This is a genomic window from Nocardioides sp. Z21_20 (assembly GCF_059766585.1).
This window is the reverse complement of sequence record NZ_JCBAJX010000014.1, coordinates 33,045-57,353: the sequence shown is the minus strand read 5'-3', so window position 1 is coordinate 57,353 and position 24,309 is coordinate 33,045. Positions and strand designations below refer to the sequence as shown.

Here is a 24,309-nt window from a genome sequence, read left to right as displayed (position 1 = left end):
TCGACATGACCGACATCGAGATCGGCCGGGCCAAGCGCGGCCGGCGTGCCTACTCCTTCGACGACATCGCGATCGTCCCCTCGCGCCGTACCCGTGACCCCGAGGAGGTGAGCATCGCCTGGCAGATCGACGCCTACCGCTTCGACCTGCCGATCCTCGCGGCCCCGATGGACTCGGTGATGTCGCCGGAGACCGCGATCGCCTTCGGTGAGTACGGCGGCCTCGGGGTGCTCAACCTCGAGGGCCTGTGGACGCGCTACGAGGACCCGCTGCCGCTGCTCGAGGAGGTCGCCACCCTGCGCGGGGTGGACGCGACCCGCCGCATGCAGCAGATCTACGCCGAGCCGATCAAGGCCGAGCTGATCACCGCCCGGCTCCAGCAGATCCGCGACGCGGGCGTCACCGTGGCCGGGGCGCTGTCGCCGCAGCACACCAAGGAGTTCGCCAAGACCGTCGTCGACGCCGGCGTCGACATGTTCGTGATCCGCGGGACGACGGTCTCGGCCGAGCACGTCTCCTCGCAGTCCGAGCCGCTGAACCTCAAGGAGTTCATCTACGAGCTCGACGTACCGGTGGTCGTCGGCGGCTGCGCGACCTACCAGGCGGCGCTGCACCTGATGCGCACCGGCGCCGCCGGCGTGCTGGTTGGCTTCGGCGGCGGCGCGGCGCACACCACCCGCACCGTGCTCGGCGTCGCGGTGCCGATGGCCTCCGCGGTCGCCGACGTCGCGGCCGCGCGCCGCGACTACCTCGACGAGTCCGGGGGCCGCTACGTCCACGTCATCGCCGACGGCTCGATCGGCCGCTCCGGCGACCTGACCAAGGCGATCGCCTGCGGCGCCGACGCGGTGATGGTCGGCTCGCCGTTCGCGCGTGCCACCGACGCCCCGGGGCGCAGCTTCCACTGGGGCGCGGAGGCCTGGCACGGCGAGCTGCCGCGCGGCGAGCGCGTGGAGTTCGAGCCGGTCGGCACCCTGCAGGAGATCCTGTTCGGCCCCTCCCGGATGGCCGACGGCACGATGAACCTGGTCGGCGCCCTGAAGCGCGCGATGGCCACCACCGGCTACACCGACCTCAAGGAGTTCCAGCGGATCGAGGTCATCGTCGGGTGAGCCCGGTGCTGCGGGTGGCGGCCGGCCAGGCCGTCTCGGTCGCCGGCGACGTGACGCGCAACGTCGCCACCGCCGCCCGCATCACCGAGCTCGCGGGGGGCCAGGGCGTGCGGCTGCTGGTGCTGCCCGAGGCGTTCCTCACCGGCTACGACGTCGACGCCTTCGCCGGCCCGATCCCGGGCGACGACGAGCTCGAGGGTGCCTGGCTCGACCCGCTGCGAGCCGCGGCCACGGACGCCGACTGCGTGGTGGTGGTGAGCACCGCCCTGCGCCGCGTGCGCGGCACTGCGCTGGGAGGCGGCCTCGACGGCGGCGGTCGCGACGGCCTGGCGCGCCGTACCCTCGCGCAGCTGGTGGTGCGCCCCGAGGGAACCGTCACCGCCCCCTACGACAAGCAGCACCTCGTCCCCCTCGAGCGGGAGTTCTTCGTGCCCGGCGAGCATGGCGCCTCGATCACCGTCGACGGCGTGGAGCTGGGGCTGAGCGTCTGCTACGACGGCTGCTTCCCCGAGCACGCCCGGGCCGCCGCCGACGACGGGGCGCTGGGCTACCTCAACTCCGCGGCGTACTTCCCGGGCGGCGCGCACCGGCGCGACCTGTACTACCCGGCGCGGGCGGTGGAGAACGGCATGTACGTCGTGTTCGCCGGGCTGACCGGGCGCTGCGGGGGAGCGGAGTTCATCGGCGGCTCCGCGGTATACGACCCCGAGGGCCGGCCGCTGGCCAGGCTGGGCGAGGAGGCCGGCCTGGCGATCGCGGACCTGGACCCGGCGGTGGTCGCCTCGACCCGGGCCACCCACCCCATGCACCACGACCACCGCGACGACCTGGGGCCGAGGCTGCGCGGCTGAGCGCGGAAAGCGTTTACAGGTCCAGCGAATGTGTCAAACGCTACACCTTGCTACCCGAGGGTAGTTTCGGAGACGCGGGTCACATACTCTCGGTACATGAGCGCCCAGAGCCCCCGGGGGAACGACCCGCTGCTGCATGGCCCGGCCGACCCCGAGCACGACCCGACGGCGGCGTACGCCCTCGAGCCCGACTACGTCAACGCGCTGACCCGGCGCATCCTCGCCACCTCCGGCGAGAGCAAGCCGGTGAGCTCGCCGCTGAGCGGGCAGCCGCTGGCGCACATCCCGCAGTCCAGCGACGCCGACGTCCAGACCGCCTTCGTCCGCGCCCGCCGCGCCCAGGCGGCCTGGGCACGGACGTCGCTGGAGGAGCGGGCGGCGACGCTGATGCGCCTGCACGACCTGGTCCTGGACCGCCAGGACGAGATCATCGACCTGATCGTGCTGGAGTCCGGCAAGGCCCGCAAGCACGCCTTCGACGAGCCGCTGCACATCGCGCTGACCGCGCGCTACTACGCCCGCACCGCGCACACGCACCTGTCCACCGAGCGCCGCCTCGGCGTGGTCCCCGGCCTGACCCGGGTCGAGGTCAACCACGTCCCCAAGGGAATCGTCGGCATCATCTCGCCGTGGAACTACCCCTTCACGATGGCGCTGTGCGACGGCCTGCCCGCGCTGCTGGCCGGCAACGCGGTGATCACCAAGCCGGACGCGCAGACGATGCTCTCGGCGCTGCTGGCCGCGCAGCTGCTCGAGGAGGCCGGGTTCCCACCGGACCTGTGGCAGGTCCTGGCCGGGCCGGGCTCGCGGGTCGGCACCGCGATCATCGACCGCGCCGACTACGTCTGCTTCACCGGCTCCACCGCCACCGGGAAGCGCGTCGCCGCGCAGTGCGCCGAGCGGCTGATCGGCTGCTCGCTCGAGCTCGGTGGCAAGAACCCGCTGCTCGTGCTGCGCGACGCCGACCTGGAGAAGGCCGCCGAGGGCGCGGTGCGGGCCAGCTTCTCCAACGCCGGACAGCTGTGCGTCTCGATGGAGCGGATGTTCGTCGCCGACCAGGTCTACGACCGGTTCGTGGAGCGCTTCGTGGCCCGCACCCAGGCGATGACGCTCGGCGCCAGCCTGGAGTGGGGGGTGGACATGGGCTCGCTGATCTCCGCCGAGCAGCTCGAGGTGGTCCAGGCCCACGTCGACGACGCGGTCGCCAAGGGCGCGCGGGTGCTCGCCGGTGGCCGGCACCGCCCCGACCTCGGACCCTTCTTCTTCGAGCCGACGATCCTCGAGGGCGTCACCCCGGAGATGACCTGCTTCGGCGACGAGACCTTCGGTCCGGTCATCGCGCTCTACCGCTTCCACGACGAGGCGGACGCGATCGCCCGCGCCAACGCGGGGGAGTACGGGCTCAACGCCTCGATCTACAGCCGTGACACCAAGCGCGCTCGCGCCCTTGCCCGCCACATCAAGTGCGGCACCGTCAACGTCAACGAGGCATTCGGTGCCACCTTCGCCAGCATCGACGCGCCGATGGGCGGGATGCGGCAGTCCGGGATGGGGCGCCGCCAGGGCGCCGAGGGCGTCCTGCGCTACACCGAGACCCAGTCGGTCGCGGTGCAGCGGCTGATCCGGTTCGCGCCGATGCTCGGGATGTCGGACGCGGCGTACGCGAAGGTGATGACCGCCAACCTGCGCCTGATGAAGAAGCTCGGCCGCGCATGAGCCGAGAGCAGCACTACGACTACGACGTGCTCATCGTCGGGTCCGGCTTCGGTGGCTCCGTCTCCGCGCTGCGGCTCACCGAGAAGGGCTACAAGGTCGCGGTCCTGGAGGCCGGGGCGCGCTTCGAGGACAAGGACTTCGCCCGCAACTCCTGGGACCTCAAGCGCTGGCTCTACCTGCCCGAGGCGGGCTGCTACGGGATCCAGCGCATCGACGCGGTCCGGGACTGCGTGATCCTCGCCGGCGCCGGGGTGGGGGGCGGGTCGCTGGTCTACGCGAACACGCTCTACGAGCCCGGCGACGGCTTCTTCCGCGACCCCGCGTGGGCCGACATCACCGACTGGAAGGCCGAGCTCGCGCCGTTCTACGACCAGGCCAAGCGGATGCTCGGAGTGGTCCAGAACCCGCTGCACACGCCCTCGGACGAGGTGATGCTGCAGGTCGCCGAGGAGATGGGGGTCGCCGACACCTACACCCCGACGCCGGTCGGGGTCTTCTTCGGCGGCCCCTCGGGCCCGGACGGGCCGGACGGCGAGTCGGCCGCGGAGGCCTCGGGCGACCGGGTCGCCGACCCCTACTTCGGCGGCGTCGGCCCGGAGCGCACCGCGTGCATCGGCTGCGGGGAGTGCATGACCGGCTGCCGGCACAACGCCAAGAACACGCTGGTGAAGAACTACCTCTACCTCGCCGAGCAGGCCGGCGCGGTGGTGCACCCGCTGACCACGGTCACCCGGGTCCGCCCGATGCCCGGCGGCGGCTACCGCGTCGACGCGCGCTGGACGAAGGCGAAGGCCTCCCGGCGCAGCGCGGTGCGCAGCTACACCGCCGAGCAGGTGATCTTCTCCGCAGCCGCGCTGGGCACCCAGAAGCTGCTGCACCGGCTCAAGGCGACCGGGGACCTGCCGGGGGTCTCCGACCGGTTGGGCGTGCTGACCCGTACCAACTCCGAGGCGATCCTCGGGGCGCTGGCCCCGGACCTGTCGGTCGACTACAGCCAGGGCGTGGCGATCACCTCGTCGTTCCACCCCGACGCCCAGACCCACATCGAGGCGGTGCGCTACGGCAAGGGCTCCAACGCGATGGCGCTGCTGCAGACGGTGCTCACCGACGGCGACGGCCCGCTGCCGCGCTGGCGGGTGTGGCTCAAGGAGCTGTGGAAGGAACGGCGCAACGTGCTCGGGCTCTACGACCTCAAGCACTGGTCGGAGCGGACCGTGATCGCGCTGGTGATGCAGACGCTGGACAACTCCATCACCACCTCGGTGCGCAGGACCCCGGTCGGCTGGCGGCTCACCTCCACGCAGGGCCACGGTGCGCCCAACCCGACCTGGATCCCCGCGGCCAACCAGGCGGTACGGCGGATCGCGCGGATCCTCAAGGGCACCCCCGGCGGGACGCTCGGCGAGCCGTTCAACCGGCCGATGACCGCGCACTTCATCGGCGGCTGCACGATCGGGGAGACCCCGCAGACGGGCGTGGTGGATCCCTACCAGCGGATGCACGGCCACCCCGGGCTGCACGTCGTCGACGGCTCCACGATCTCGGCGAACCTGGGGGTGAACCCGTCGCTGACGATCACCGCCCAGGCCGAGCGGGCGATGGCGCTGTGGCCCAACAAGGGCGAGGCCGACCCCCGTCCCGAGCCCGGCAGCCCCTACCGCCGCGTCGAGCCGGTCGCGCCCCGGGCGCCCGCCGTACCCCCCACCGCCCCCGGCGCGCTGCGCCTCCCCATCGTCGGCGTCAGCTGACCCACCCCAGGGGCAGAGCCCCAGGCAACAAGCCCACCCCAGCCCCACCCCAGCCCCAAGCCCCGCGACCCGTCACTCCCTCGACCATTTCTGCGGCATGTCGAGGAGGCATTGACGGGTCGCGGGGCTGTGCCGGTGGTGGCCGCACTCCGCCGGCGACGAGGGCTCTGTGCAGAGTCGAAGTATTTTCCCCAGAGCCCCCGTAACCCGCCTTTGCAGACCTCGTTGAGCAGTCGGATCCGGCAGTCAAGCTCCCTCCCACACGCCGGATCCGCTGTCCGTGCGCTGTCTCCAGGCGTGTGGACGATCAGGGCCCGGCCACCCTCCCTCCCCGGCCGGGCCCTGGTGCGTTCACGGGCCAATGCTCGGTGCGGAGACGTGCTCGATAGACTCGCAGGGCCGCCGTACGCCGTCGAAAGGGCGCCCTGTCGATGTCCACCGTGACACCGCACGATCATGACCTCGTCCTCGTCGTGGACTTCGGGGCGCAGTACGCCCAGCTCATCGCCCGCCGGGTGCGTGAGGCCAAGGTCTACTCCGAGATCGTCCCGCACACGATGCCGGTCGCCGAGATGCTCGCCCGCGAGCCCAAGGCGATCATCCTCAGCGGCGGCCCGTCCTCGGTGTACGCCGAGAACGCGCCCTCGATCGACCCGGCGATCTTCACCTCGGGGGTCCCGGCGTTCGGCATGTGCTACGGCTTCCAGCTGATGGCCAAGGGCCTCGGCGGCGAGGTCTCGCCGACCGGCGTGCGCGAGTACGGGCGCACCGAGGTCACCATCGGCGACGGTGGCACGCTGCTCGCCGACATCCCCGCGGCGCACCGCGTCTGGATGTCGCACGGCGACTCCGTGACCGCGGCGCCGGAGGGCTTCGACGTCCTCGCCTCCACCGACGTCACGCCGGTGGCCGCCTTCGAGGACACCTCGCGCGGCCTGGCCGGCGTCCAGTGGCACCCCGAGGTGCTGCACAGCGAGCACGGCCAGCAGGTGCTCGAGCGCTTCCTGCACGACATCGCCGGCTGCCGCCCGACCTGGACGATGGTCAACATCGTCGAGGAGCAGGTCGAGTCCATCCGGGCCCAGGTCGGCGAGTCCGGCCGCGCCATCTGCGGTCTCTCCGGCGGCGTCGACTCGGCCGTCGCCGCGGCGCTGGTCCAGCGCGCCATCGGCGACCAGCTGACCTGCGTCTTCGTCGACCACGGCCTGCTGCGCAAGGGCGAGGCCGAGCAGGTCGAGCGCGACTTCGTGGCCGCCACCGGGGTCTCGCTGCACGTCGTCGACGCGGCCGAGACCTTCCTGAACGCCCTCGCCGGGGTCACCGACCCCGAGGAGAAGCGCAAGATCATCGGCCGCGAGTTCATCCGCGCCTTCGAGGGCGCCGAGGCCGCCGTCCTCGGCGACGCGGCCGAGGCCGGCGAGAAGGTCGCGTTCCTGGTGCAGGGCACGCTCTACCCCGACGTGGTGGAGTCCGGCGGCGGCGCCGGCACCTCCAACATCAAGTCCCACCACAACGTCGGCGGTCTCCCCGACGACCTCGAGTTCGAGCTGATCGAGCCGCTGCGCACGCTGTTCAAGGACGAGGTCCGCCTGGTCGGCGAGCAGTTGGGACTGCCCTCCGAGATCGTCTGGCGCCAGCCCTTCCCGGGCCCCGGCCTGGGCATCCGGATCATCGGCGAGGTCACCCAGGACCGGCTGGAGATCCTGCGCGACGCCGACGCGATCGCCCGCGAGGAGCTCACCCGGGCCGGGCTGGACCGCGACGTCTGGCAGATGCCCGTCGTGCTGCTGGCCGACGTCCGCTCCGTCGGCGTCCAGGGCGACGGCCGCACCTACGGCCACCCGGTGGTGATCCGCCCGGTGACCTCCGAGGACGCGATGACCGCCGACTGGGCGCGCCTGCCGTACGACGTGCTCGAGCGCATCTCGACCCGCATCACCAACGAGGTGAGCGAGGTCAACCGGGTCACGCTGGACGTCACCTCCAAGCCGCCGGGCACCATCGAGTGGGAGTGAGCCCGCTGCGCCCCGTGCGGGCGCGGCGGGTGGACGGCGGGTAGACCCGAGCCCTTGTCCGCTCCTGTGACGCGTGCCACACTCGAACCGACCGATCGGTTGGTAATGCGAGGTGGCAGATGGCCGGGACAGCCGGACAGGACGTCGAGGCGGTCGAGGCGTCGTTCCAGGACGTCATCGCCCGCGCCGACCGGATCGAGCCGCGCGACTGGATGCCCGAGGGGTACCGCCGCACGCTGGTGCGCCAGATGGCCCAGCACGCCCACTCCGAGATCATCGGCATGCAGCCCGAGGGCAACTGGCTGACCCGGGCGCCGTCGCTGCGGCGCAAGGCGATCCTGTTGGCCAAGGTCCAGGACGAGGCGGGGCACGGGCTCTACCTGTACTCCGCGTGCGAGACGCTCGGCGTCTCCCGGGGCGAGCTGACCCGGATGCTGCTCGACGGCCGGCAGAAGTACTCCTCGATCTTCAACTACCCGGCGCTGTCCTACGCCGACGTCGGCACCATCGGCTGGCTGGTGGACGGCGCCGCGATCTGCAACCAGGTGCCGCTGTGCCGCACGTCGTACGGGCCCTACGGCCGGGCGATGGTGCGCATCTGCAAGGAGGAGTCGTTCCACCAGCGGCAGGGCTTCGAGCTGCTGATGACGATGATGGGCGGGACCGACGAGCAGCGCGCGATGGTGCAGGAGTCGGTGGACCGGTTCTGGTGGCCGGCGCTGATGATGTTCGGGCCCCCCGACGGCGACTCGCCCAACACCGCGCAGTCGATGGCCTGGGGCATCAAGCGCGACACCAACGACGAGCTGCGCCAGCGCTTCGTCGACATGACCGTCCCGCAGGCCGCGGCACTGGGGGTGAGGCTGCCCGACCCCGAGCTGCGCTGGAACGACGCCCGCGGCGCGCACGACTTCGGGCAGCCGGACTGGGCCGAGTTCAAGGCCGTCGTGTCCGGGGACGGGCCGTGCAACGCCCAGCGGATCGCGCACCGGCGGCGTGCGCACGAGGACGGCGCGTGGGTGCGGGAGGCGGCGCGCGCCTACGCACGTCGTACCGCGGGAACCGGCGAGCCGTCAGGGGCGCCGCGACACGCCGCGGAAATGGTCGAGGGAGTGACGGGTCGCGATGGATGAGGGTGAGGTGTTCGAGGTGTTCGTGCGGGCGAAGCGGGGGCTGAACCACGTGCACGTGGGGTCGTTGCATGCGGCGGACGCGGAGCTGGCGCTGCGCCACGCCCGCGACGTCTACACCCGCCGCAACGAGGGGGTCAGCCTCTGGGTGGTGCGCGCGCGCGACGTCACCGCGTCCAGCCCCGACGAGAAGGACCCGTTCTTCGCCCCGAGCGGGGACAAGGCCTATCGGCATCCCACGTTCTACGACGTCCCCGCGGACGTCCCGCACCTGTGAGGCCACGATGGGCGAGCTGACCGACCACCAGCGCCACGCAGACCAAGCAAGCCCCAGCCCCGCCGAGCACGGGGCGGGCTCGGTGTACGACGGGCTGCAGCAGGACGGGCACCACGACGGGCTGGGCGACGCCGCCCATTGGGCCTTCGGCACCGGCTTCAGCGACCCGCTCGACGGCGTGGACACGACCGTGCCCGACGGCGTCGACGCCGGCGACCTGGCCGCCTACGCGCTGATGCTCGGCGACGACGCCCTGATCCACGCGCACCGGCTCTCCGAGTGGTGCAGCCGGGCGCCGGACCTCGAGGAGGACGTCGCGCTGGCCAACATCGCCCTCGACCTGCTCGGGCAGGCGCGGCTGCTGCTCACCCGCGCGGCCGTCGCCGACCCGACGCTGGTGCCGCCCCTGCCGGAGGACTCGCCGGTGCCGGCCGAGGACGCGCTGGCGTTCTTCCGCGACCCGCGCGGCTTCCGCAACGTGCAGCTCGTCGAGTCGCCGAACGGCGACTTCGCGAGCACCGTCGTCCGGCTGCTGGTCCTCGCCACCTGGCGACTGGCCCTGCTCCAGCGCCTGCGCGCCAGCGCCGACCCCGTGCTGGCCGCGGTCGCCGCCCAGGGGGTGCCCGAGGTGACCTACCACCGCGGGTACGCCGCCCGCTGGTTCGTCACGCTCGCGCAGGGCACCGCGACCTCGCGAGCACGCCTGCTCAGCGCGCTCGCCGAGGTGTGGCCCGACCTCGCGGAGCTGCTGACCACGCACCCCCTGGAGGCCCGAGTCGCGGCCGCCGGGGTCGGAGTGGACCCGGCGACGCTGGCCGCGGAGGTGCACGGCGTGCTCGACGAGGTGCTCGCCGCCGCCCAGGTCGAGGCGCCGCCGGCCTCGCAGCGGGTCGGAGCGGGTGGTCGCCGGGGCCGCGACGGTGCCCACACCGAGGCGCTGGGCCGGCTGCTCGCCGAGATGCAGTCGGTGGCTCGCGCGCACCCGTCGGGGCGGTGGTGAGGTTGACCGCGACCCTGGGCGAGACCCTGGAGCGCGCCGCGGCCCTCGCGCGCACCGTCGTGGACCCCGAGCTGCCGATGCTGACGCTGGTCCAGCTCGGGGTGCTGCGCACGATCGAGGCGACCGCATCGGGACGGGTCATCGTCTCCCTGGCACCCACCTGGAGTGGCTGTCCCGCCCTCGACGCGATGCGCGACGACGTGGTGCGGGTGCTCACCGACGGGGGCTTCGCCGACGTGGAGGTGCGACTGGTGCTGGACCCGCCGTGGTCCAGCGACGACGTCAGCGACGAGGGGCGCCGCCTGCTCGCCGAGCACGGGCTGTCCCCGCCGCGCCCCGCCGCCCGCGGTGCGGTCGCCCCCGATGCCGGGACGCCGGTGCCGCTGGTTCTCGCCGCGCCCCGGCTGCGGGTCGCCTGCCCGCGCTGCGGCGCCGCCGACACCGACCTCGTCGCCGAGTTCGGCCCCACGCCGTGCCTGTCCCTGCGGCGCTGCCCCGCCTGCCTGGAGACCTTCGAGCAGATGAAGGCGCGCTGATGACGACGATCACGGACGCCGCGCGGACCCGCGCCCGGGGCCGGCGGATCGCCTTCCACCCGCTGCGGGTGGCCGAGGTGCGCGCACTGTGCCCGGACGCGGCCGCGGTCACCTTCGCGGTGCCCGCCGAGCTGGCCGCGGCCTACGCGTTCGACCCGGGCCAGTCGCTGGTCGTGCGCCGCCGGGTCGAGGGCCGCGAGGAGCGCCGCAGCTACTCGATCTGCAGCGCTGGGGGGGAGCCGCTGCGGATCGGGGTGCGCGAGATCCCCGACGGCCTCTTCTCCCGGTGGCTGGTGCGCGACCTGGCCGCCGGCGACGTCGTCGAGGTGGGCACCCCGACGGGGTCCTTCCGTGCGCTGCCGGACGTCGCCGGGCGCCACCTGTTCCTCGCTGCCGGCTCGGGGATCACCCCGGTGTTGTCGCTGCTGGGCACGGTGCTGCGCAACGGCGGGCGGGCCACGCTGCTCTACGGCAACCGGAGCACGTCCTCGGTGATGTTCGCCGAGGAGCTGGGCGACCTCAAGGACCGCCACGGCCCGCGCCTGGAGGTGTTCCACGTGCTCTCCCGCGAGCCGCGCGCGGTCGAGCTGTTCTCCGGGAGACTCGACGCCGGGCGCCTGCGCCGACTGCTGGACCTGCTGGTGCCGGTCGCGGCGGTCGAGCACGCCTGGCTGTGCGGGCCGCTGGCGCTGGTCGAGACGGGACGCGCGGTGCTCGGCGAGATCGGCCTGCCCCGCGAGCGGGTGCACGCCGAGCTGTTCTTCGACGACACCCCGCCGCCCGCCGTACGGCGTGACGCGCCGGCGGTGGTCGGCGGCAGCCAGGTGGAGGTCGTCCTCGACGGCAGGCGCACCACGCTCGCCGTACCGGAGGGGGCGACGGTGCTCGAGGCCGCGCAGCTGGTCCGCGCCGACCTCCCCTTCGCCTGCCGCGGTGGCGTGTGCGGGACGTGCCGGGCGCGGCTGGTCGCGGGGGAGGTGGAGATGGCACGCAACTACGCGCTGTCGCCCGAGGAGCTGGCGGCCGGCTTCGTGCTCACCTGCCAGTCGCGTCCCGCCAGCGCCCGGGCCACCGTCGACTTCGACGCCTGACGCCTGCCGCCGGGCCCCCGCCGCGAGGGCCCGGCGGACTCAGGGCAGGTCGATGACCTCGACCTCGCCGGCGAAGAGGATCGCGGGGGTGGCCAGGTTGGCCCCGTCGGCGGCGGCCGCCTGCATCTCGGCCGACGCCAGGCCCGCCCTCATCGCCTCGGCGTCGTCGAAGTCGAGCTCGCAGACCAGGTGCACCGACTTGTCGCCGCCCAGCGGCCGGGGCCGGGTCACGGTCAGGCTGCGCAGGCCGGCCATCGGCGTCACCAGCGGCAGGTGCTTGTCCAGGTAGTAGCGGTCGAAGGCCTCGGGGTCGCTCGGCACGGAGTACTGGATCGTCAGGCGGTACATGTGGCTCCTGTGGTGGTGGGTGGCTCGGGTGCTGCGCTCACATGGGGGGCTCGGCCGGGCGGGTGAGGCCGTCGAAGACCAACGTGGTCACCATCGCCGCCAGCGCCGCGACGTCCTCGCGGTCGCCGCGCGGGCGGTACCACTCGACCAGGGAGTTGACGGTGCCGAACAGCAGCCGGCTGATCATCAGCGGCGGCAGGTCGTCGCGCAGCGCCCCCTCCTCGACCGCGTCCGCCACCAGCTCGGCGAGCTGCTCGTCGATGCGGCGGCGCCGTCCCAGCGCCGCCAGCTCCACGTCGCTGTTGCCGCGCACCCGCAGGAGGAGGGTCACCGCCGGCAGGTGCTCGGCGAGCGTCTCGACGCTGCCGGTGACCACCAGCCGCAGCCTCTGGTAGGCGGTGCCGGCGGGATCGGCGTCGTCGGCGGCGCGGGTGAGGACCCGCTCGAGGGCGTCCAGCGCCTCGTCCAGCGCGCGCTCGAGCAGGTGGGTCTTGCTGGGCACGTGGTGGTAGATCGTGGCCTTGGACAGCCCGAGCTCGCGGGCCAGGTCGCTCATCGAGGTGGCGTCGTAGCCCTGCCTGTTGAACAGCGCGACCGCCTGGGCGAGGACCGTGTCCGGGTCGTGTCCGGGCCTGCCCCGGCGACGCGGGGCGCCGGCCGGCGCAGGGGTCGACATGCCGGCCAGCATGGCACATCGCGGTGCCGCGCGGAGCCCGCTCAGCCCACCGGCAGCAGCTCGGTGTGCTCCGCGGCGAGCAGCACCGCGCCGACCATCGAGGCTCGCTCGCGCAGCGCGCTGGCGAGGACGGGGGTGGCGGCGACGGTGTCGAGGGCGTGGCGGCGCAGGCCGATCCGGACCGACTCCAGGAGCAGCTCGCCGGCCCGGGCGAGGTCGCCGCCGACCACGACCGCGTCGGGGTTGAGCAGGTTGACCACGGAGGCGAGCCCCCAGCCGAGGTGCAGCCCGGCGTCCTCCAGGGTGCGCAGCGCCGCCATGTTGCCGCCCCGGGCGGCGGCGAGGATGTCGTCGAGCGTCGAGCCGGGCAGCTGGTCGGCCATCATCGCCAGCACTGTCTCGGTGGAGGCGTAGGCCTCCAGGCAGCCGCGGCTCCCGCACCGGCAGACCGGCCCCTGGTCGTCGAGGGTGAGGTGACCCAGCTCGCCGGCGGTCCCGGCACTGCCGCGGAAGAGCCGGTCCTCGATGATGATGCCGGAGCCGACCCCGGAGGAGATCTTCACGAAGACCGAGTTCCTCAGGCCCCGGGCGACGCCGTAGCGGTGCTCGGCAAGCGCGCCGAGGTTCGCGTCGTTCTCCACGTGCGCCGGCACACCGAGGCGGGCGCTCGCCTCCTGGCGGGCGTCGATGCCCACCCAGCCCGGCAGGATCGCCGAGGAGCGGACGATGTCGTCGGTGATCGGCGCGGGCAGGCCCAGGGCGACCGTGCGGATCTCGGCGCCGGGCCCCTCGTAACGCTCCACGAGCCGCTCCACCAGCTCGACCGCGACGTCCAGGCCGGTGTCGTAGCCGGTCGAGGGGGCCAGCGGGCGCCGCGTCTCGAGGATCAGCTGGCCGCTCAGGTCTCCCAGCGCCACGGCCACGTGCCGGTGGCCGACGTCGATGCCGACCACCATTCCGGCCGAGCGCGCCAGCCGGACGACGGTGCCGCGGCGGCCGCTGCCCGGCGAGACGTCCAGGACGCCGGCTGCCCCCAGCTCGCGCACGATGTTGGACACCGTGGCCGGGGCCAGCCCGGTGAGCCGGGCGAGCTCGGCCTGAGTGACGTCGTCCTCGCCGGGCACCCGGCTGCGGCGCAGCACGGACAGGACGCGCCTCTGGTTGGCGGTGCGCAGGGCGGCCGTGGAGCCGGGAGCGCGCTCACGCCGCTCGCCCTGCCGAAGTGCTGGCATGGGAAAAACTGTGGTGGACGCCGTCCAGATCCGTCAAGGAGTGGCGACTAGGGCCACTAGACCCGGTCACCTAGCCGCATTGTATTCAACTCTTGACGTCAACTGTGATCTTCCTCACACTCGTGACTACCCAGCTGCGGGTCGTGGCCCGCGCGCCATCTGTGACCGAGGAGCTCCCATGGCCATCACTCGCTACCGTCTCGCGGCCCTCGCCGCGGCGGCTCTCATCGGCGTCACCGGCCTGTCGGCGTGCGGCGCCAACGACGACCAGTCCGGCGACGAGGCCAGCGGGGGCAGCGGCAAGAGCATCGCCCTGCTGCTGCCGGAGTCGCAGACCACGCGCTACGAGGCGTTCGACCGGCCGCTGTTCGAGGAGAAGGTCGCCGAGCTGTGCGACGACTGCGAGGTCACCTACTTCAACGCAGACCAGGACAAGGACAAGCAGGCCCGCGACGTCGACTCGGCGATCACCCAGGAGGTCGACGTCATCGTCCTCGACCCGGTCGACGGCAAGGCGGCGACCAGCTCGGTGCGTGACGCCCAGGAGGCGGGCATCGAGGTGATCGCCTACGACCGGTTCATCGAGGGCGCCGACTACTACATGTCCTTTGACAACGAGACCGTCGGCGAGATGCAGGCCCAGGCGCTCGTCGACGCGGTCGGCGACAAGGGCGGGATCCTGATGCTGAACGGCTCGCCCACCGACCCCAACGCGGCGCAGTTCAAGGCCGGCGCCCACAGCGTGCTCGACGAGAGCGGCGTGGAGATCCTGGCGGAGTACGACAACCCCGACTGGAGCCCGGAGAACGCCCAGAAGTGGACCACCGACCAGCTGACCAAGGTCGGCGCCGACAAGGTGATGGGCGTCTACGCCGCCAACGACGGCCAGGCAGGCGGCGTGGTCGCCGCGCTGACCGGAGCCGACGTGGCCGCGGACGCCCTGCCGCCGATCACCGGCCAGGACGCCGAGCTGGCCGCCATCCAGCGGATCGTCGCGGGCCAGCAGTCGATGACGATCTACAAGCCGATCCCGATCGAGGCCGAGAAGGCCGCCGAGGTCGCGGTCGCCCTGGCGAACGGCGAGGACGTCGGCGAGACGACCGACTACGAGGGCGTCGCGTCGTTCATCTTCGACCCGATCGTGGTGACCCAGGACAACATCAACGACACGATCGTGGCCGACGGCTTCTACTCGGTCGAGGACATCTGCACCGAGGAGTACGCCGAGGCCTGCACGGCCGCCGGCCTGAAGTGATGGCCGAGCTCACCAAGGGCGGCGCCGCGGTCGCCCCGGTCAGGGAGGCAGTGCTCTCCCTGACCGGGGTGGACAAGCGGTTCGGGGCCGTCCAGGCACTGACCGACGTGGACTTCCACGTCTCCGCAGGAGAGGTCGTCGCGCTCGTGGGCGACAACGGCGCCGGCAAGTCCACCCTGGTCAAGGTGATCTCGGGGGTCTACCAGCCCGACGCCGGCCAGATGACGTTCGCCGGGCAGCCGGTGCACATGTCCGGGCCCAGCCAGGCCCAGGCCCTGGGCATCGCCACCGTCTTCCAGGACCTGGCGCTGTGCGACAACCTCGACGTGGTCGCCAACCTCTTCCTCGGCCAGGAGCGCTCCGCCGGGCTCCTGCTCGACGAGGTCGAGATGGAGAAGGAGGCGTGGCGGCTGCTGCGCACCCTCTCCGCCAAGATCCCCTCGGTCCGGATCCCGATCGCCTCGCTCTCGGGCGGGCAGCGCCAGACGGTCGCGATCGCGCGCAGCCTGGTCGGGAGCCCCCAGGTGGTGATCCTCGACGAGCCGACCGCGGCCCTGGGCGTGGCCCAGACGGCGGAGGTGCTCAACCTCGTGGAGCGGCTGCGCGAGACCGGTCTCGCCGTGATCCTGGTCAGCCACAACATGGCCGACGTGCAGGCGGTCGCGGATCGGATCGTGGTCCTGCGCCTGGGCCGCAACGCCGCCGAGTTCAACGCCGACCAGGTGAGCACCGAGCAGCTGGTGGCGGCGATCACCGGAGCCTCGGACAACGTCGTCGCCTCGCGCGCCCACCGCCGCAACCCGGGAGAAGACCATGGCTGACCAGCTCACCGCCTCGCCCGTCGCCGCCGACCTGGCCGACGAGCGGCTCATCCAGGAGCAGGGCCTCGGCGGCTACCTGCGCTCCTCGTGGAGCCGGCTGCGCACCGGCGAGCTGGGCGCGCTGCCGGTGCTGCTCGGACTGGTCCTGATCAGCCTGGTGTTCTACGCGATGGAGCCGATCTTCCTGTCCTCGCGCAACCTGGTCAGCATCACCCAGTTCGCGGCGCCGGTGGGGGTCATCTCGCTGGGCATCGTGCTGGTGCTGCTGCTCGGCGAGATCGACCTCTCGGTCGGCTCGACGAGCGGGTTCGCCGCCGCCAGCATGGCGGTCCTCGTCGTCGACAAGGGCTACTCGGTCACGGTCGGGATCCTGGCGGCGCTGGGCATCGGCCTGGCGATCGGCTCGCTCTACGCGCTGCTGTTCATCAAAGTGGGGGTGCCCAGCTTCGTCTTCTCGCTGGCCGGGCTGCTCGCCTTCCAGGGCATGCTGCTCTACGTCCTGGGCGACAACGGCACCATCAACCTGACCAACGACAACTACCTGGTCGAGTTCGCCCGCTACCAGTTCGCCGGCGACGCGGTCTCCTACCTGCTGGTCGCGCTGGTGACCGCGCTGTACGCCGGGAGCCAGCTCTGGACGCTGCGGACCAGGCAGCGCGCGGGGCTGTCCACCGGGTGGGTGCCGCTGATCGCGATCAAGGCCGCGCTGATGGCGCTCGTCCTGGGGCTGCTGACCTACTACCTCAACATCGACCGCGGCTGGGGCTACCTGTGGCTGTTCTTCGTGCTGCTGGTGGTGCTGCTCGACATCGCGCTGCGCCGGACCCGGTGGGGCCGCCACCTGTTCGCGGTCGGGGGCAACGTGGAGGCCGCCCGGCGCTCCGGCATCCGGGTGGGGCGGGTCTACTTCACCGCCTTCGCCGGCTGCTCGGTGCTCGCCGCCGTCGGCGGGCTGCTCGCCGCGGCGCAGGTGACCTCGGTCTCGCAGGGCAGCGGCACCGGCGACACCAACCTCACCGCGATCGCGGCGGCGGTCATCGGCGGCACCAGCCTCTTCGGCGGCCGCGGCTCGGCGTACGCCGCGATGCTCGGCATCGTGGTGCTGATCGGGATCCAGAACGGGCTGAACCTGCTCGGTGTCGACTCCTCGGTGCGGTTCATGGTGACCGGCGCGGTGCTGCTGCTGGCGGTCGCCATCGACTCGGTCTCGCGGCGGGCGAGGTCCTCGAGCGGACGCGGGTAGGCGCCGCCGGCTCGGGAGCCGCGTGGGATCATCGTCTGGTGATCGGCTTCCCTGCTCTCCGCGTGGCCGGATGAGAACTCGTGTCTCGGCCGCCCTGGCAGGCCTGCTGACCGTCGCCCTGGTGGGCGGCGGTCTCGCGGGCTGTCAGGACTCCGAGCGCCGCACCGTGGCGCTGCTGCTCGGCAGCGAGCGCGCCGCCCGCTGGACCGAGGTCGACGAGCCCACCATCCGCGACCGGGTCGAGCGGGCCTGCGACGGTTGCGAGCTGGTCGTGCACAACGCCGACGGCGACGCGCAGCGCCAGTCCGAGCAGCTCGACGAGGCCCTCGACGACGGCGCGGACGTGGTGATCCTCAACCCCGTCGACTCCGCCGGCGGCGAGGAGCTGGTGGAGCGCGCCGGGGACGTCCCGGTGGTGGCCTACGACCGCTACGTGGCCGGAGCCGACTGGCTCGTCGGCGTCGACGCCGCGGCGGTCGGCCGGCTCCAGGCGACGGCGGTCGTCCGGGCCCTGGGCTCCGGTGGCACGGCGCTGGTCATCAACGGCGGCTCCGACGACCCCAACGCCGCCCAGGCCGCCCTCGCCGCCCGTACGGTGCTGGACGAGGGCGGCGTCAAGGTGCGCGCCGAGCTCGACCCGCGCACCTGGGGCGCCGAGGAGGCCCGGGACTGGGTCGCCGAGCAGCTCCGGCCCGGCCGCGACCCGCTGCGGGGGGTGGGGGCGATCATGGCCGCCAACGACGTCCAGGCGGGCGGGGTCGTCGAGGCGCTGCAGGCCGCAGGGATCCCGGCGGCCCGCTGGCCGGTGATCACCGGCCAGGACGCGGAGCTGTCGGCGGTGCGCCGCATCGTGCGCGGGGAGCAGGAGATGACGGTCCTCAAGCCCCTGGTCGCCGAGGCGCGCCAGGCCGCGGACATCGCCGTGCGGCTGGTGACCGAGGAGGAGATCACCGGCGCCCAGGAGTACGAGGGCGTGGACTCGTTCGTGCTCGAGCCGGTGAGCGTCACGGTGCGGGACCTGACCAACACCGTGGTGCGCGACGGCGTCCACTCCATCGAGGAGATCTGCGACGCCGCCACCATGGCGCGCTGCGTCGCGCTGGGCATCTCCTAGGGAGTCCGGCACAACTCAGGGTGTCACCTGATGCCGTCGGCGCCAGTCTCGTGGAGACTGAGCCCACGACACCCGACACGGTACGGAAGGCACGCATGCGCCACAGGAGCCGGCTCCAGCACTGGGTCCGCCGGGCCGCGCTCGCGCAGGCCGGGCGCCGGGGCATCGACCTGACCCGGCTCGACGCCGTGCCGGCGAGCCTGGTCTGGCCGCTGAGACGCGAGGGTCTCGACCCGCCGGCACGGCTCGGCGAGCTCCGGGCCGAGCAGCCGGTGCACCACCTGACCGGCTTCCTCGGCATGGGGGTCTGGCTGGTGACCGGCTTCGAGGAGGCTCGCGAGGTCCTCGCCGACCAGACGTCGTACAGCACCGACATCCGGCCCTACGTCGGGCGCAGCGGCGCCGACGACGGGGACGTGGGCGGCCTGGGCTTCACCGACCCGCCGGACCACACCCGGTTGCGTCGGCTGCTCACCCCCGAGTTCACCATGCGCCGCCTCGACCGGATGGCGCCGCTGATCGACGACATCGTCGCGCGCCAGCTCGACCGGCTCGGTGAGCAGGCCGGCCCCGACGGCGTCGTCGACCTGGTCCCGGCCTTCGGCTTCGCGGTCCCGTTCCTGGTCATCTGCGAGCTGCTCGGGCTGCCCGACGCGAAGCGGGAGACGTTCCGCCGGCTCGGCGCGGCCCGCTTCGACGTGAGCGGTGGCGGCAGTGCGAGCTTCGGGGCGATCTCCGGGTCGCGGTCCTTCCTGTTCGAGGAGACCCGGCGCCAGCGTCAGGACCCGGGGCCGGGGCTGATCGGCCAGATCATCCGCGAGCACGGCGACGAGATCAGCGACTTCGACCTCGGCGGGCTCGCCGACGGCGTCTTCACCGGTGGGATGGAGACCAGCGCCGGGATGCTCGCGCTGGGCACGGCGGTGCTGTTGGACCACCCGGCGTGGTGGGAGCGGCTGGGCACCGACCCCGCGGCGGTCGACCCCGTCGTGGAGGAGCTGCTGCGCTACCTGTCGGTGGTCCAGGTGGCGTTCCCGCGGTTCGTGCGCAGCGAGGTCACGGTCGGCGGGCAGCGGATCGCGCCCGGCGACGTGGTGCTCGTCTCGCTGCCGGCGGCCGACCGCGATCCCGTGCTGGGTTCGGACCTCGAGGAGTTCGACCCCGGCCGCCCGGTGCGCTCCCACCTCGCCTTCGGTCACGGGCTGCACCGCTGCGTGGGCGCCGAGCTGGCCCGGATGGAGCTGCGGGCCGCCTTTCCCGCCCTGGTCAGGCGCTTCCCGGCGATGGCGCTCGCCACCGACCGGCTGGTGCACCCCCAGCAGTCGATCGTGTTCGGCATCGAGTCGCTGCCGGTCCGACCGCTCGGCGCCTCCGCGACCGGGGCGGCCCGCGACCTGGACGTCGAGGGGACCGCCTGAGCCGTCCCGGCGGCGGCCGAGCGAGGCTCAGCCGCGCTCCGGGCGCCCGTACGTCGTGAGCCGCTCCCGGACGGGTCGGCCGATGCCGGCGCCGATCTCGACGAGCTCCTCCACGGTCTTGGCCGAGCCGTGCTCGGAGCCGGCCATCCGCGAGATCGTCTCCTCCATCAGCGTCCCGCCCAGATCGTTGGCCCCGGCGCGCAGCATCGCCCGGGTGCCCTCGACGCCGAGCTTGACCCAGCTGGTCTGGATGTTGGCGATCCGCCCGTGCAGCAGGATCCGCGCCATCGCGTGCACCGCGCGGTTGTCGCGCAGCGTCGGGCCGGGCCGGGCCACCCCGGCCAGGTAGATCGGCGCCGAGGTGTGCACGAACGGCAGCGGCACGAACTCGGTGAAGCCGCCGGTCTCGTCCTGGATCCGGCTGAGCACCCGCAGGTGTTGCACCCAGTGGCGCGGGTTGTCGACGTGGCCGTACATCATCGTCGAGGTGGTCGGGATGCCCACCCGGTGCGCGGTCGAGATGATCTCCACCCAGGTGGAGGTGGGCAGCTTGCCCTTGGTCAGGATCCAGCGGACCTCGTCGTCGAGGATCTCCGCGGCCGTGCCCGGGATCGTGTCCAGGCCGGACTCGCGGGCCTTGATCAGGAAGTCCTCGAAGCTCAGCCCGGTGCGCGAGGAGCCGTTGACGATCTCCATCGGGGAGAAGGCGTGCACGTGCATCTGCGGGACCCGCTGCTTGACCGCCTGGACCAGGTCGAAGTACGCCGTGCCGGGCAGCTCGGGGTCGATGCCGCCCTGCATGCAGACCTCGGTGGCGCCCAGCCCCCAGGCCTCCTCGGCCCGGTCGGCGACCTGGTCGAGGGAGAGCGAGTAGGCGTCGGCGTCGGTGCGCCGCTGGGCGAACGCGCAGAACCGGCAGCCGACGTAGCAGACGTTGGTGAAGTTGATGTTGCGGTTGACGACGTAGGTCACCTCGTCCCCGACCACCTCGCGGCGCAGGTCGTCGGCGAGCCGGCAGACCTGCTCGAGCAGGTCGCCCTCGGCGGTGATCAGCCTCAGCGCGTGCGCGTCGCTGAGGTTGCCCGGGTCCCGCTCGGCGGCGGCCAGGGCCGCGCGGCCCTCGGCGTCGGCGGCCGGGCCCGACACGGCCGGGGCCGAGGCCGGCGCCACGCTGTCGCGGACCTCGTCCCAGTCGCCGTAGACGCTGTCGAAGTCGGCGCGCCGGTCGCTGGAGCGTCCGGTGGTGTCGACGCTCTCGTGCAGGTCGGTGCGCCCGCGGCCCTCGCCGACGCTGGCGAACCCGCCGTCGGGCTCCTGCCACGCCAGCCCGGTGGGTCGTACGCCGGGGCGCGCGAGGCCGTCGTCGCCGGCCAGCGCGGCGACGTGGCCGGAGACCCGCGGGTCGATCCAGGGCTCGCCCTGCACGACGTACTCGGGGTGCACGGTGAGCCGGGCGCGCAGCTCGAGGCCGCAGGCGGCGGTGAGGTCGCGCAGCCGCTCCAGCGAGGGCCACGGGCGCTCGGGGTTGACGTGGTCGGGGGTGAGCGGGGAGACGCCGCCCCAGTCGTCGACGCCCGCCTCGAGCAGCGCGCGGCACTCGGCGAGGTCCACCAGGTTCGGCGGAGCCTGGATCCGCATCCGGGGCCCGAGCACCAGCCGGGTGACCGCGATCGTGGCGCGGTACTCGTCGAGGCCGAGGTCGTCGCTGTGGCGCATCGCGGTGTCGGGCTTGGCGCGGAAGTTCTGGACGATCACCTCCTGCAGCGCGCTGTAGCGCCGGGCCACGCCGCGCAGCGCGAAGACGGTCTCGGCCCGCTCGGTCAGGGTCTCGCCGATGCCGACCAGCAGGCCGCTGGTGAACGGGACGGAGAGCCGGCCCGCGTCCTCCAGAGTGCGCAGCCGCACCGCCGGGTCCTTGTCGGGGGAGCCGAAGTGCGCCTCGCCCCTCTCGGTGAACAGCCGCGTCGAGGTGGTCTCGAGCATCATCCCCATCGACGGTGAGACCGGCTTGAGCCGGTTCATCTCCTCCCACGACATCACGCCCGGGTTGAGGTGGGGCAGCAGGCCGGTCTCCTCCAGCACCCGCACCGCCATGGCGCGCAGGTAGGCCAGCGTCGAGTCGTAGCCCTGCTCGTCGAGCCAGGCCCGGGCCTCGGGCCAGCGGTCCTCGGGGCGGTCCCCGAGCGTGAACAGCGCCTCCAGGCAGCCCAGCTCGGCGCCCTGGCGGGCGATCTCGAGGATCTCGTCGGGGGAGAGGTAGGGCGCGCGGCCCTCGCGGGCCGCCTGGCCCGGGGTCTGGACGAAGGTGCAGTAGTGGCAGCGGTCGCGGCACAGCCGGGTGACCGGGATGAAGACCTTGGGGGAGTAGGTGACGACTCCGGGCCGGCCGGCCGCCGCCAGGCCGGCGTCGCGGACCTTGGCGGCGGCGGCGCACAGCCGGTCCAGCTCGTCGCCGCGGGCGGCGAGCAGCGCGGTGGCCTCGGTGACGTCGAGGGCGGCGCCGCGCTCGGCGCGGGCCAGGGCCCGACGTACGGCCTGCGGGGTGACCTGGTCGCTCCCGGGATCGGTCGGGCGTGAGCTCATGCGCTCCAGTCTCTCCCCTCAGACGCCGGCCTTCTCCACCACCCCACTGGCTGGGACCGATCCGCGGTCGAGGCTGCTGGGCCACCAGATGCGTCCACCCAGGTCGAGGTTGATCGCGGTGACCAGCACCGAGCGCACGATCAGGGTGTCGAGCAGCACGCCGAGGGCGACGGTCGTCCCGAGCTCGGCCAGGAAGACCAGCGGCAGCGTGCCGAGCACCAGGAAGGTCGCGGCGAGCACCACGCCCGCGGAGGTGATCACCCCGCCGGTCGAGGTGAGCCCGATCAGCGAGCCTCGGCGGGTGCCGTGGGTCATCGTCTCCTCGCGGACCCGGGTCATCAGGAAGATGTTGTAGTCGATGCCCAGGGCCACCAGGAACACGAACGCGAAGAGTGGGAAGGCGGGATCGGAGCCGGCGAAGTCGAAGACGTACTCGAAGAGCAGCACCGAGAGTCCGAGCGCCGCGCTGAACGACAGCACCACCGTGCCGACCAGGATCGCCGGCGAGGTGATCGCGCGCAGCAGGACCATCAGGATCACCATCACCACCAGCAGCACGATCGGGATGATCACGTAGTTGTCGCGTGTGGAGGCGTTCTTGGTATCGAGGTAGATCGCGGTGAACCCGCCCACCTCCGCGTCCGCGCCGTCGACGGCGTGCACCGAGTCGCGGGCGTCCTCGACCAGCTCGAAGGCCGGCTGCGCAGCCGGGTCGCCCCCGAACGTCGCCGAGACGTAGGCGACGTCGCCCGCGACCCGTGGCTTGCTCGCGGCATCGATGCCCTCGACCTCGCTCAGGGCGGCACGCACCTGTTCGCCGTGGCTGGCGTTGGCGACCACCATGATCGGGTTGGAGGCGTCGACCAGCCCGTGGTCCATGAGCACCTGCTGCCCGGTCACCGACTCGAAGTCCTTGGTGTACTGCTCGTCGGTGGCCAGGCCGTTGGCGTCCAGGCGGAACAGGCCCAGGCAGGCGACGAGCAGGAGCCCGGTGGTGACCACCCAGACGGCGCGGGGGCGCACGGCGATCCGGGAGCCGACCTTGGCCCAGAAGCCCGACTGCGTGGGCTCGGAGGAGGTGAACGTCGGGCGGCGGGGCCAGAAGATCCAGCGCCCGAAGATCACCAGCAGGGCGGGCAGGAGGGTGACCATCACCAGGAAGGTGACGCCCACGCCGATCGCGGCGACCGGGCCGAGGCCCGCGGTAGAGTTCATCTCCGCGAACATCAGGCACAGCATCCCCACGGCCACGGTGGCGGCGCTGGCCAGGATCGCCGGCGCCGCGCGGTGCAGCGCGAACGCCATCGCCTCGTGCCGGTTCTCGTGGCGGCGCAGCTCCTCGCGGTAGCGGGCGACCAGCAGGAGCGCGTAGTCGGTGCCGGCGCCGATCACCAGGATGGTCAGGATCGCCTGGCTCTGCCCGTTCACGGTGAGGTCGGCGTACTTGGCCAGGAAGTAGACCAGGCCCCCGGAGACCGTGAAGGCGCACAGCGCCGAGACGATCGGCAGCACCCACAGCACCGGGCTGCGGTAGGTGAACAGCAGGATCACGATCACCACGGACAGGGTCGCCAGCAGCAGCGTGCTGTCGATGCCGGCGAAGGCCTCGAAGGAGTCGGCGGCCTGGCCGCCGGAGCCGGCGACGTAGGTGTCGACGCCGTCGATGGCGGAGATGTCGCGCAGCTCGTCGGCGACGTCGGGCATCTCCTCCCAGCCGTTCTTGCCGAAGTTGAACGTGACCACCGTCTGGGCGGCCTGCCCGTCCGCGGAGGGGACCGGCCCGACGACCTCGCCCTCGACGCCGCGCAGCTGGGAGAACTCGGCCGCGTGCTCCTTGGCGGTGGCCAGGTCCTCGGGGGTCAGCCCCGAGGAGCGCTCGTAGACGATCACGGTCGGGATCGCGTCGGGATCCTGGAAGGGCTCCAGCTTCTCCAGCGCCCTGGTCGACTCGGCCGAGGCGGGCAGCCAGGAGGAGGCCTCGTTGTTCTGGACCTCGGTGAGCTTCGAGGAGAACGCCCCGAAGACGACCATCGCCACCAGCCAGAGGGCCAGCACGATCCACTTGGTGACGGGGCCGGTGAGCTTTCCGGCGATCGAAGGGTGCATGGGACGACTCCAGCAGGGGCGGGGGGCGGGCGCATCG

General features: G+C 72.8%; 20 protein-coding genes. 15 read left to right on the top strand and 5 right to left on the bottom strand.

Features of this window, described 5'->3' with window-relative positions:
* Positions 1-5: 5 nt before the first annotated feature.
* The 10 genes from AC6EH9_RS17360 to AC6EH9_RS17315 all read left to right on the top strand — a co-directional run bounded on the left by AC6EH9_RS17360 (position 6) and on the right by AC6EH9_RS17315 (position 11,476).
* The gene (locus tag AC6EH9_RS17360; RefSeq protein ID WP_498424885.1) at positions 6-1,112 is read left to right on the top strand and encodes a GuaB3 family IMP dehydrogenase-related protein; all 1,107 of its coding nucleotides are present in this window, start codon (positions 6-8) and stop codon (positions 1,110-1,112) included.
* The gene (locus AC6EH9_RS17355; protein WP_498424883.1) at positions 1,109-1,963 is read left to right on the top strand and encodes a carbon-nitrogen hydrolase family protein; all 855 of its coding nucleotides are present in this window, start codon (positions 1,109-1,111) and stop codon (positions 1,961-1,963) included. The genes AC6EH9_RS17360 and AC6EH9_RS17355 overlap by 4 nt, the downstream gene beginning before the upstream one ends.
* A 96-nt stretch (positions 1,964-2,059) precedes the next feature.
* Positions 2,060-3,679: a succinic semialdehyde dehydrogenase gene (locus AC6EH9_RS17350; RefSeq protein WP_498424881.1), complete on the top strand. Its 1,620-nt coding sequence runs from the start codon at positions 2,060-2,062 to the stop codon at positions 3,677-3,679.
* Positions 3,676-5,427, top strand: a complete 1,752-nt coding sequence (locus AC6EH9_RS17345) for a GMC oxidoreductase (RefSeq protein WP_498424879.1) — start codon at positions 3,676-3,678, stop codon at positions 5,425-5,427. The genes AC6EH9_RS17350 and AC6EH9_RS17345 overlap by 4 nt, the downstream gene beginning before the upstream one ends.
* Positions 5,428-5,858: 431 nt before the next feature.
* Positions 5,859-7,442: a glutamine-hydrolyzing GMP synthase gene (guaA, locus tag AC6EH9_RS17340; protein ID WP_498424877.1), complete on the top strand. Its 1,584-nt coding sequence runs from the start codon at positions 5,859-5,861 to the stop codon at positions 7,440-7,442.
* A gap of 119 nt (positions 7,443-7,561) precedes the next feature.
* Positions 7,562-8,575, top strand: a complete 1,014-nt coding sequence (paaA, locus tag AC6EH9_RS17335; RefSeq protein ID WP_498424875.1) for a 1,2-phenylacetyl-CoA epoxidase subunit PaaA — start codon at positions 7,562-7,564, stop codon at positions 8,573-8,575.
* Positions 8,568-8,849 (top strand): 1,2-phenylacetyl-CoA epoxidase subunit PaaB, encoded by a 282-nt coding sequence (paaB, locus tag AC6EH9_RS17330; protein ID WP_498424874.1) that lies wholly within the window; start codon positions 8,568-8,570, stop codon positions 8,847-8,849. Before paaA ends, paaB begins: the two co-directional genes overlap by 8 nt.
* 7 nt (positions 8,850-8,856) lie before the next feature.
* The gene (gene paaC, locus AC6EH9_RS17325; RefSeq protein WP_498424872.1) at positions 8,857-9,849 is read left to right on the top strand and encodes a 1,2-phenylacetyl-CoA epoxidase subunit PaaC; all 993 of its coding nucleotides are present in this window, start codon (positions 8,857-8,859) and stop codon (positions 9,847-9,849) included.
* Between the two features lie 2 nt (positions 9,850-9,851).
* Entirely contained in the window at positions 9,852-10,385 is a 534-nt protein-coding gene (paaD, locus tag AC6EH9_RS17320) for a 1,2-phenylacetyl-CoA epoxidase subunit PaaD (protein ID WP_498424870.1), read from the top strand.
* Positions 10,385-11,476 carry a 2Fe-2S iron-sulfur cluster-binding protein gene (locus AC6EH9_RS17315; protein WP_498424868.1) on the top strand — a complete coding sequence of 364 codons (1,092 nt, stop codon included), beginning with the start codon at positions 10,385-10,387 and terminating at the stop codon, positions 11,474-11,476. Before paaD ends, AC6EH9_RS17315 begins: the two co-directional genes overlap by 1 nt.
* 39 nt (positions 11,477-11,515) lie before the next feature.
* Here AC6EH9_RS17315 and AC6EH9_RS17310 read toward each other — a convergent pair whose 3' ends face one another.
* The 3 genes from AC6EH9_RS17310 to AC6EH9_RS17300 are packed head-to-tail and all read right to left on the bottom strand — an operon-like array spanning position 11,516 to position 13,732.
* Positions 11,516-11,824: an EthD family reductase gene (locus tag AC6EH9_RS17310; RefSeq protein ID WP_498424867.1), complete on the bottom strand. Its 309-nt coding sequence runs from the start codon at positions 11,822-11,824 to the stop codon at positions 11,516-11,518.
* A 37-nt stretch (positions 11,825-11,861) separates the two neighbouring features.
* Positions 11,862-12,500, bottom strand: coding sequence for a TetR/AcrR family transcriptional regulator (locus AC6EH9_RS17305; RefSeq protein WP_498424866.1), 639 nt, complete (start codon positions 12,498-12,500; stop codon positions 11,862-11,864).
* A 41-nt stretch (positions 12,501-12,541) separates the two neighbouring features.
* A complete protein-coding gene (locus AC6EH9_RS17300) occupies positions 12,542-13,732 on the bottom strand; it encodes an ROK family transcriptional regulator (protein WP_498424865.1) in 1,191 nt (396 codons plus the stop codon).
* Between the two features lie 178 nt (positions 13,733-13,910).
* Between AC6EH9_RS17300 and AC6EH9_RS17295 the strand changes: the two genes are divergently transcribed.
* The 5 genes from AC6EH9_RS17295 (at position 13,911) to AC6EH9_RS17275 (ending at position 19,583) form a co-directional block, all read left to right on the top strand.
* A complete protein-coding gene (locus tag AC6EH9_RS17295) occupies positions 13,911-14,987 on the top strand; it encodes a substrate-binding domain-containing protein (protein WP_498424864.1) in 1,077 nt (358 codons plus the stop codon).
* The gene (locus tag AC6EH9_RS17290; protein ID WP_498424862.1) at positions 14,987-15,808 is read left to right on the top strand and encodes an ATP-binding cassette domain-containing protein; all 822 of its coding nucleotides are present in this window, start codon (positions 14,987-14,989) and stop codon (positions 15,806-15,808) included. Before AC6EH9_RS17295 ends, AC6EH9_RS17290 begins: the two co-directional genes overlap by 1 nt.
* Entirely contained in the window at positions 15,801-17,051 is a 1,251-nt protein-coding gene (locus AC6EH9_RS17285; protein WP_498424860.1) for a sugar ABC transporter permease, read from the top strand. The genes AC6EH9_RS17290 and AC6EH9_RS17285 overlap by 8 nt, the downstream gene beginning before the upstream one ends.
* Positions 17,052-17,121: 70 nt before the next feature.
* Positions 17,122-18,165, top strand: coding sequence for a substrate-binding domain-containing protein (locus AC6EH9_RS17280; protein WP_498424858.1), 1,044 nt, complete (start codon positions 17,122-17,124; stop codon positions 18,163-18,165).
* Between the two features lie 95 nt (positions 18,166-18,260).
* A complete protein-coding gene (locus AC6EH9_RS17275) occupies positions 18,261-19,583 on the top strand; it encodes a cytochrome P450 (protein ID WP_498424857.1) in 1,323 nt (440 codons plus the stop codon).
* Positions 19,584-19,610: 27 nt separating this feature from the next.
* On the opposite strand, the gene AC6EH9_RS17270 is transcribed toward AC6EH9_RS17275, so the two are convergent.
* The gene (locus AC6EH9_RS17270; RefSeq protein WP_498424856.1) at positions 19,611-22,166 is read right to left on the bottom strand and encodes a bifunctional FO biosynthesis protein CofGH; all 2,556 of its coding nucleotides are present in this window, start codon (positions 22,164-22,166) and stop codon (positions 19,611-19,613) included.
* A gap of 18 nt (positions 22,167-22,184) precedes the next feature.
* Positions 22,185-24,272, bottom strand: coding sequence for an MMPL family transporter (locus AC6EH9_RS17265; RefSeq protein WP_498424855.1), 2,088 nt, complete (start codon positions 24,270-24,272; stop codon positions 22,185-22,187).
* Positions 24,273-24,309: the final 37 nt, after the last annotated feature.